At 35.7% G+C, this 8,740-nt stretch carries 6 protein-coding genes; 1 reads left to right on the forward strand and 5 read right to left on the reverse strand.

Annotated features, from left to right (window positions below):
* Positions 1–87: 87 nt before the first annotated feature.
* From J3U63_RS03620 to J3U63_RS03635, 4 genes are read right to left on the reverse strand one after another with little or no spacing between them, the layout of a single operon-like run.
* A complete protein-coding gene (locus J3U63_RS03620; protein ID WP_267333809.1) occupies positions 88–1,482 on the reverse strand; it encodes an amino acid permease in 1,395 nt (464 codons plus the stop codon).
* Positions 1,483–1,537: 55 nt separating this feature from the next.
* On the reverse strand, positions 1,538–2,644 hold the full coding sequence (locus J3U63_RS03625; RefSeq protein WP_267333810.1) for an alanine/ornithine racemase family PLP-dependent enzyme: 1,107 nt from the start codon (positions 2,642–2,644) through the stop codon (positions 1,538–1,540).
* A 17-nt stretch (positions 2,645–2,661) separates the two neighbouring features.
* A complete protein-coding gene (locus J3U63_RS03630) occupies positions 2,662–4,074 on the reverse strand; it encodes an APC family permease (protein ID WP_065633707.1) in 1,413 nt (470 codons plus the stop codon).
* A gap of 55 nt (positions 4,075–4,129) precedes the next feature.
* On the reverse strand, positions 4,130–5,527 hold the full coding sequence (locus J3U63_RS03635) for a diaminopimelate decarboxylase family protein (RefSeq protein ID WP_267333811.1): 1,398 nt from the start codon (positions 5,525–5,527) through the stop codon (positions 4,130–4,132).
* A gap of 256 nt (positions 5,528–5,783) precedes the next feature.
* Here J3U63_RS03635 and J3U63_RS03640 point away from each other — a divergent pair, with 256 nt between their 5' ends.
* Complete coding sequence (locus J3U63_RS03640; protein ID WP_267333812.1) at positions 5,784–7,220, forward strand: sigma-54 interaction domain-containing protein; 1,437 nt, start codon at positions 5,784–5,786, stop codon at positions 7,218–7,220.
* A 14-nt stretch (positions 7,221–7,234) separates the two neighbouring features.
* On the opposite strand, the gene J3U63_RS03645 is transcribed toward J3U63_RS03640, so the two are convergent.
* Positions 7,235–8,416, reverse strand: a complete 1,182-nt coding sequence (locus J3U63_RS03645) for an NAD(P)/FAD-dependent oxidoreductase (protein ID WP_267370451.1) — start codon at positions 8,414–8,416, stop codon at positions 7,235–7,237.
* Positions 8,417–8,740 lie beyond the last annotated feature (324 nt).

Raw genomic sequence — 8,740 nt, forward strand, 5'->3', positions numbered from 1 at the left:
TCAACAATAATATAGTTTGCTACTAATAATCAATCCTATGTAATCAAGACAATATGTTTATTGACTCGATTACATACAAAGTGCCGATTAATGGCTTTTGTCGGGATTACGTTTTTTATAGAAAAAGTAAGAAATAAGAATAATAGCAATTAACACTAGTTCAGATAATAGAATGAAGTAACCTGACTCATCAAACCAAACCCCCATAATAATCACTGTATTTGCAATAATTGATATAATGGCTAACCAAGGAAATAAAGGCGATCTGAATTTAATCATCTCTTTAGGGTACTGACCAGTATTGACGCCTTTACGAAAACGGTACTGGCACCAAGCTATAACAATCCAAGCAAAACAACCGACCTGTCCGGTACCTGCAACTAAATAGATATAAAGTTTTTCAGCCGCAATATATTTAGAAAATAAGGATACTAATGCAATCAGTGCAATAAATAAAATCCCTTTTGTTGGCACACCTCGTTTATTCACATCTGAAAAATATTTAGGGGCTAAGTTATCTTGAGCCATAGACCATAACATTCTTGAGCTAGCATAAATTGCTGAATTAGCAGCTGAAATGGCAGCACAAAAAATAACAAACAGCATCCCATAAGAAGCAAAGCTAATACCTGCCTTATTAAATACCCATATAAAAGGGCTGATCTCGGTATGTTCTGTGCCATAAGGATAAACCAGTGCTAATACCGCAATCGCTAACACGTAAAACAAAATGATTCGAAAAGCAACGCCAGTAATAATTTTGGGTAATACTGCTTGTGGTGATTGCGCTTCACCAGCAGCATTACCAATTAACTCAACACCTTGAAACGAATAAGTTACAATGGTCATACAGACAAAAATCGATAAAAAACCATTCGGAAACCAGCCATGTTCTGTCTTAAGTGTTGGTAACACGTGGGTTTGGTTATATTCTTGACATAACAAATAAATGCCAATACAAATAAACGCAATAATCGCCAAGACTTTAATGGTTGAAAACCAATATTCACTTTCACCAAATGCACGAACAGAAGTTAAATGCACACAAGTAATAACTGTAAGGATTAAAAGACTAAAAAGATAAATAGGAATTGCAGGAAAAACTTGATGGGCTATCATAGCAGCAGCAGTCAAATCAGCTGCCATCGACAGCACCCAACTTAACCAATATAACCAACCAATGGTATAACTCCAAATTGGGTTCGGAATAAACATTAATGCATAATGTTGAAAAGAACCAGCGTGGGGAAAAGCACAAGAAAGTTCACCTAAGCATAACATAGTTGCAAGCATAATACTGCCAGCCATTAAATAAGCAATAATAGTACCTAATGGACCTACTGTACTAAGCGGTGCTGCAATACCAATAAATAATCCCGTACCGATTGATCCCCCTAACGAAATCATCAATAAGTGACGATTTTTTAGATTTTTCTTTAAGCTACTGGGATAAGGACTTTCTTGTGATTCTGATGTTGCCATGTAAACCGCCTAATAATTAATAACAGCTGCTGGCGTAACCAGCAGCTAACACGAATTAATAAATAAAACGTTTTTCTACACCATTTGTTTGGCAAGCCATAAGTAAGGCTGTGTAATCAAGTTCAAAACCAATGGTATCGCCAACACGCAATGTTTCAGTAACATCTTCAATATCGACAATAGTATGATCACTGGTCTGTCCTAAAACAGTAATACTATCATTAATCGGTACACAGTTTTCAGACGGTACATCTTGACGTCCAAAAGCGAGAAGTGCGCGTTTACGCGTACCATGATCAACAAAAGTTTTACTATTTAAAAACGCATCTACACCTAACTCACCAACAGGAACAGTTGGTTTACTATTGAGTTCAATAATTTGCGCATACAATTTATACAAATTACTGCATGCTTTATCGACAGGCTTATTTGAGTGATGGAATTCATCTAAATACTTCATATCCACATACTCAATACCAAACTCATGTAAACCACCAATTCTGATGTGATTTAAGCCTTCAGGCCAAACACCTTTATCAAGTAAATGATAACTCGTACAGTTACCCGCTGATAAATATTTGATCTTAATGTTACAAGCTTGCTCTACTTTACGCGCAATTTGTAAAAAGTCTACTCCATTTTTTACAGTCGGTAAAACCGTACCATAGCAATTGAAGTTTGTTCCAAGACCATAAAGTTCAACACCCGGTAACGATAAGATAAGCTTGACAGTATCGATGATATCATCAACATGTTCAAACCAAATACCTTCACGTAAATCACCCATATCCACCATTAATAAAACCTGATGAATTTTCTGCTGTTTAACCGCTTCATCAGAAAGTGCTTGGATAACTTGTTTTTCACTGTTTAAGCTAATGTCAGCATATTTAACAACATCACTAATTTCACTCAAACAAGGACTACGTAATAAACACGTTTTGCAATTTAACGCATCTTTAAGTTTTTTTAGATTGTAAGTTCTTGACTCAGCAATTACATCAATACCACCATCAAGCACCGCTTTGGCGGTTTCAACGCAACCATCAAAGACTTTATTGACCGCCATCACTTCAATGCCGTGCTTAGCAAGTATCTCTTTTTCGACTCGCGCATTATTCCTTAATTTGCGCAAATCAATTTCCAATATAGGTTTGTACATACTCTTACTCCTCTATGTTATTGTTGTTGCAAACGATTACGTTTTTGTGCTCGGTAATATATCCATTCAGCTAGGACAATTGCAAGCACTGCACCACCAACAATTTTCGCAATATACTCAACATAACCACCCATATCAATTTGTGCAGGTGGAATAAAGACTAAGATCACCGCAAATAGCGTAGATAAGAATCCTAAACCGGGTAAAACAATTGGTAATACTTTACCTGGTATCTTAAAGCTACGTGGTACATCTGGTTGAGTAATACGTAAACGATAGTAAGCAATAAACATCACTAAGTAAGGAATAAAGTAACAAATTGTTGTTAATGCGGTTAACATCCAATAAGCTGCCGCAATACTTGGTGATACAAACGTTGAGAAACAAAGTACCGTTACAATTATTGCTTGGATAACTAAAGCAAATGCTGGTGTTTGATATACAGGATGTAAACGACCAATACGTTCACCAAGCAAATTATCTTCTTTAGATGCTTCTTGTAACATATAAATAGGACCAACTAACCATGAGTTAATTTGACCTAATGCACCAAAGAATAAACAAATTGCCATAACCGGTAATAACCAAGGCATATGTAACTCTTTAGCCGCTGCTTCCATCGCTTGCATTACGCCAGCAACAATATCAGTATCAGCAGCAGGTAATAAAGTATTAATTGCCCAAGTACCAATCATGTAAATACCAACAATTACAATTGCCGATACCGCCATCGCTTTAGGGAAGTCTCGTTGTGGATCACGAGTACGTCCAGCAATCATAGGTGCCACTTCAAGACCAGCAAAAGCAAACATCATACTAGATAAAAATACGATGGTGTCCCAACTGCTTAAATCTGGGATCCAATCACTAACATGACTATAATCAGTTGCCATCGGGTGACCAGTTAATAACCAAACAATGGCTAATAACACAATAATTGCAGCAGGAATAAATACCCCAAGCCATGCACTCACACTATTGATAATTTTGGTCCACTGCATACCGCGAATATTCATCAGTGTCAAAATCCAGAATACCACCATCGATCCTACACCAATAAACACCTGATTTTGCGCCAAATCGGCACTAAACATATAGCCAATTGCGGTAAAACCAAATTGCAACATGAGTGGGAAAAACAGCACACAAGAAAATAAGAAGCAAACAACAACAATCCAACCAATGCGTTTACCAAACGCTTCTTTTACCCACACAAAGATCCCACCATCTTTCGGCCAACCTGTGGAAAGTTCACCACAGACCATCGCTAATGGGAAAAACAAACAAAATGCAGCAAGTAACCAAAGCACCATTGCTGATGCCCCATAAGGCGCCACATTAGGAATTTGACGTAAACTTAGTATTGCAATAACATTCATAAATACAATGTCTTTAATACCAAGTAAACTTGAACCTTTAGAATCACTCATAAAATAACCTCACATTATAATATCTGGAGCACGATGTGCCCCAGATAACTCATGATTAATACACGTCGTATCCAACCATATCTTCGTAAGTGTCCTCACGGCGAATCAATCGATCTTTGCCTTCTTTATCAATCATAACAACAGCAGTACGTGGGCGATTGTTATAAACAGTTTGGCTTTCGATGGTATAAGCACCCGCATCAAGGAAAGCGACAATATCACCAATTTGAGTATCTTTTGGCATTAAAAATTCTTCACCTTTAACCCCTACATGATAATAGTCGCCGCCATCACATAATGGTCCTGCTAATTTGATGTATTCATCATGTGCTTCGTTGATTCTTGAAGCATTGAAAACATAGAAGAACCAATCAAAATGTTGACTATCAGAAAGAACACTATAACCTGCATCAACAAATTTCCATTCAACATGCTCTTCGATGTTACCGTCTAAATCGTAATTAGTCTTACGTTTTTCACAAGCTACTTCGGTTAACAATACAGCAGCTGAACTTGTTACTTTACGTCCTGGTTCAATACAAATTTCAACATCTTTACGCCATTTGTGTACTTCTTTAATTACCGCATCAGCAAAATCTTGTGCTGTAATACCTGCGTACATGTTGTCTTCTAATGGGTTACCATTTTCTTCATCATATTTATATGGAACAGGAATACCACCACCAACGTTGATTAAATCAAATTTAATACCAAGTACTTCTTCTAAACGGCGTGATTCGTCAACTAATACTTTGGTTGCTTTAGCAAAAGGTTCTGCTTCTGGTACCTGATCGCCAACATGCATATGTAAACCACGAAGATGTACATAAGGCATTTCAAGAATACGACGACAAGTTTCTTCAGCTTGTTCAAGGTCGATACCTGATTTAGCATGATAAGCAGTGACTAACTCTGCATGAGTTGCAGAAGGTACATTTGGTTCAACACGGACACACACGTTTGCTACTTTTTTCAAACGCTGTGAAATTTCATCAATAATATCAAGTTCATATAAGCTATCAACATTAATAATATAAAGATCATTTTTGATAGCAAATTCTAAATCAACAGGTTTTTTAACCACACCGTTGAAAACAATTTGGCTTCCTGGAAAACCAATTTCCAAACATTTACGCACTTCAAACATTGAATTAGCTTCAGCGTAAATACCCGCATCTTTAATCGCTTTGAGTACGCCCATGACTGAACAAGTTTTAGATGCATAGAAAATTTTGGTATTTGGATGTGCCTTAAATGCATCTTTAATTTCTTGAACGTTACGATCAATTTCTTTTTCAGAAAACACATAAAAAGGGGTTGGATATTTTTTGGCTAAATCGACTAAATCAATGCCATCAAAACAAAGTTTGCTACCTTCCGCACTAAAACGACGATCTTTGGTTATAAGATTGGTGCGTATTTTGTTATAATTAGACATAATTGTGTCAGACATATGACCTCCAGTTAATTAGTACATAAAAAAGTACACAATGAATAAGAAAAAAGGCTTTTCTCAGGTAATGCAATCAGCATGCCAACTTAAAAACAATTAAAAATCAATAAATTAAATATATAGGCATAGAAATAATATTAGTCATTTAGTAAAAAATATGTTTTTATGACGAATATTTGTCATTATTAGTGATGGTTGAACAAACTAAAGCTAGTTATATTTAGCAAATAATCCTAATTTCAAAGGTACGGATATCATGATAATCGATCCTGAATTATTAAAAGCATTAGAACTATTTAAACATTTTTTTGATTTAATGCATCAGCCAATGGCCATTATTGATAAAGAAGGTAAATATATTTATTACAATCAGGAAAGCGCAGATCTTGATGGTTACTCAGAAGAGCAAGCTATTGGTAAACCATTGCTCAAAGTTTATCCTAATTTGAAGAAAGAAGATAGTACAATGTTACAAGCATTACAACAAGGTAAGGAATATCAAGATAATTACCAATCTTACTATAATCATTTAGGTAAACTTGTTGATTATTTACATACTACAGTACCACTTTACAACAGTAAAAAAGAGATTATTGGTGCGGTAGAAATAGGCCGTAATTTATCTGATGTAAGGCAACTTCAAGATCAAGTCTTCACACTCAATAGAAAACTGTATCAAAATAAAGAACAACCTTTACCTGAAATTGTTTTTGTTTCGAATAAAATGCAGGATGTTATCGATCAAACTAATATTTTAGGTCGAAACGACGTTCCTGTACTGATTGTAGGTGAAACAGGCACGGGCAAAGAATTATTTGCTCGATTAATTCATCAAACCAGCCATCGCCGTGATAAGGCTTTTATTTCACTTAATTGTAGTGCATTACCGACAACGCTTATCGAAAGTACTTTGTTTGGAACCGTTAAAGGGGCATTTACGGGTGCTGAAAATCGACAAGGTTATTTAGAACTCGCCAACGGAGGCACACTATTTTTAGATGAACTTAATGCTATGCCTTTAGATATGCAAAGCAAATTATTACGATTTCTTCAGGAAAAAACCTATTGGCAATTAGGGGGGAATAAAGAGATACATTCAGATGTTCGAATTGTGGCAGCAATGAATGAATCCCCAGCGGAACTGTTACAAAGTGGTAAAATGCGCAGCGATCTTTTTTATCGTTTAAATGTTGGTTTAATTAAATTACCCGCTTTACGAGAACGAACAGAAGATATTCCGGTTTTAGCGCGTTATTTTATCGATAAACATAAAAATGATTTTAACGTTATTATTAGTGGTATTAGTGAACATGCACTTAAACAGTTAATGTCAGCACCATGGCCTGGCAATGTAAGAATGCTAGAAAATGCAATTGTACGAAGTATGGTATTACAAAGTGAACCGGGCGAATTACAACAAATAACCTTAGATGAAGAATTATTTGATATTAACAGCCCATATGCCGTAGTTGAAACAAATAATCAATCCGACAAAAATAATCCAACTACCCCACCTAACGGTAATAATTTAACTGAACAAGTGGAAAATTATGAACGTCAATTAATTATTGATGCATTAAATCAAGCCAATGGCAAAATTATCACTGCGGCTAAATTATTGAATATTTCCCGTACAACTTTACAATATAAAGTCAAAAAATATCATATTCAAATGGGTGTTATCGATAGTTAGATAACAATATAAAATCAATTAAAGCTCTGTGCGCAAGCAAAAGCGCTACTCCAAGCCCACTGAAAATTATACCCACCTAGCCAACCAGCAACATCGACAACTTCGCCGATAAAATACAGGTTTGGTTGGGTATTGGCTGCCATTGTCTTGGATGAAAGTGCATCAGTACTCACGCCGCCTAAGGTCACTTCGGCTGTTCGATACCCTTCAGTACCATTTGGAATAATGCGCCACTGGGTTAACTTTTTATACAATTCAAACTGTTGTTTTGGATTAAGCTGCTTAACAATAGTGTCAGAAATGAAATTAAGTTGTATTAATACCTCAACCAATCTTTTAGGTAGAATTTGTGCTAAACAGTTTTTTAGACTTTGATTACGATTATTTTCCAGTAAAGGCTTAAATGCCGATTCAAACTCTAAATCTGGTAAAAGATTAATAACGATTTCTTCTCCTACTTGCCAATAACTCGAAATTTGTAGAATCGCCGGTCCTGACAATCCACGATGAGTAAAGAGTAGATTCTCTTTAAAACTGATTCGTTCATTAGATACTTCAACTAAAACAGCAATTCCTGATAACGAGGATAACACGTCTAACAAAGGCTTATGTAACGTAAATGGCACAAGCCCCGCTTTGACTGGCACAACAGGAATCGAAAATTTTTCGGCAATTTTATATCCAATAGCGGTCATACCTAGTGCTGGCATCGACTGTCCACCGGTTGCAATAATTAGTTTATCAGTATCAACAAAGCCTTGAGAAGTAGATAACTTAAATCCTTGCTGTTTAGCCTCCACATCTTCAAGTTGTGTTTTTAACATAAACTTAACTTGCCCTTTCTGGCACTCTTGAATAAGCATATCAACAATATCTTGAGCTGAATTATCACAAAATAACTGACCATGATCTTTTTCATGATAGGCAATATGATATTGATTAACGAGTTGGATAAAATCCCATTGGGAAAATCGTTTTAATGCAGATTTACAAAAGTGGCGGTTTTGCGAAATATAATGTTTTGCCTCAACATCGAGATTAGTAAAATTACATTTACCGCCACCAGACATTAATATTTTACGTCCTAATTTTTTACCATTATCAATGACTGTTACATCAAAGCCTTTTTGACCAAGTAATCCCGCACAAAAAAGCCCAGCAGCACCAGCACCGACAATTGTTATTTTGGTTTGCATAACTGATATGTCCAAAAGAAAAGGTGCTAGATTATAACAGTATACAATTGCCACTTACAGTCGTCATTTTATACTTGATTAAATGCATTAGCTGAAACTTATTTAAAACACCAATATAATGGTTCATAATCGTATAAGATTAACTTCTCTTCTAACTTTTTCATTTCGTTAGACAATTCAATTTGCTCCGGTGTTAATTTCTTGTCGGGGGCATCTTTATAATCAGCGGGAAAACGCTCATAGTCTCTTCTTTGTTGATTCTCATTGTCAATAAAAACTAACTGAGAAGTTTCTTTTTTTATGCTCATAAGACATTAATATCAG

Origin of the sequence: Gilliamella sp. B2838 (assembly GCF_026536185.1) — a bacterium.
Classification (GTDB): domain Bacteria; phylum Pseudomonadota; class Gammaproteobacteria; order Enterobacterales; family Orbaceae; genus Gilliamella.

What these genes read in the sequence shown, in the direction of transcription:
- J3U63_RS03620 (WP_267333809.1), bottom strand. Translation starts at nt 1,482, where the DNA reads ATGGCAACATCAGAATCACAAGAAAGTCCTTATCCCAGTAGCTTAAAG.
- J3U63_RS03625 (WP_267333810.1), bottom strand. Translation starts at nt 2,644, where the DNA reads ATGTACAAACCTATATTGGAAATTGATTTGCGCAAATTAAGGAATAAT.
- J3U63_RS03630 (WP_065633707.1), bottom strand. Translation starts at nt 4,074, where the DNA reads ATGAGTGATTCTAAAGGTTCAAGTTTACTTGGTATTAAAGACATTGTA.
- J3U63_RS03635 (WP_267333811.1), bottom strand. Translation starts at nt 5,527, where the DNA reads ATGTCTGACACAATTATGTCTAATTATAACAAAATACGCACCAATCTT.
- J3U63_RS03640 (WP_267333812.1), top strand. Translation starts at nt 5,784, where the DNA reads ATGATAATCGATCCTGAATTATTAAAAGCATTAGAACTATTTAAACAT.
- J3U63_RS03645 (WP_267370451.1), bottom strand. Translation starts at nt 8,416, where the DNA reads ATGCAAACCAAAATAACAATTGTCGGTGCTGGTGCTGCTGGGCTTTTT.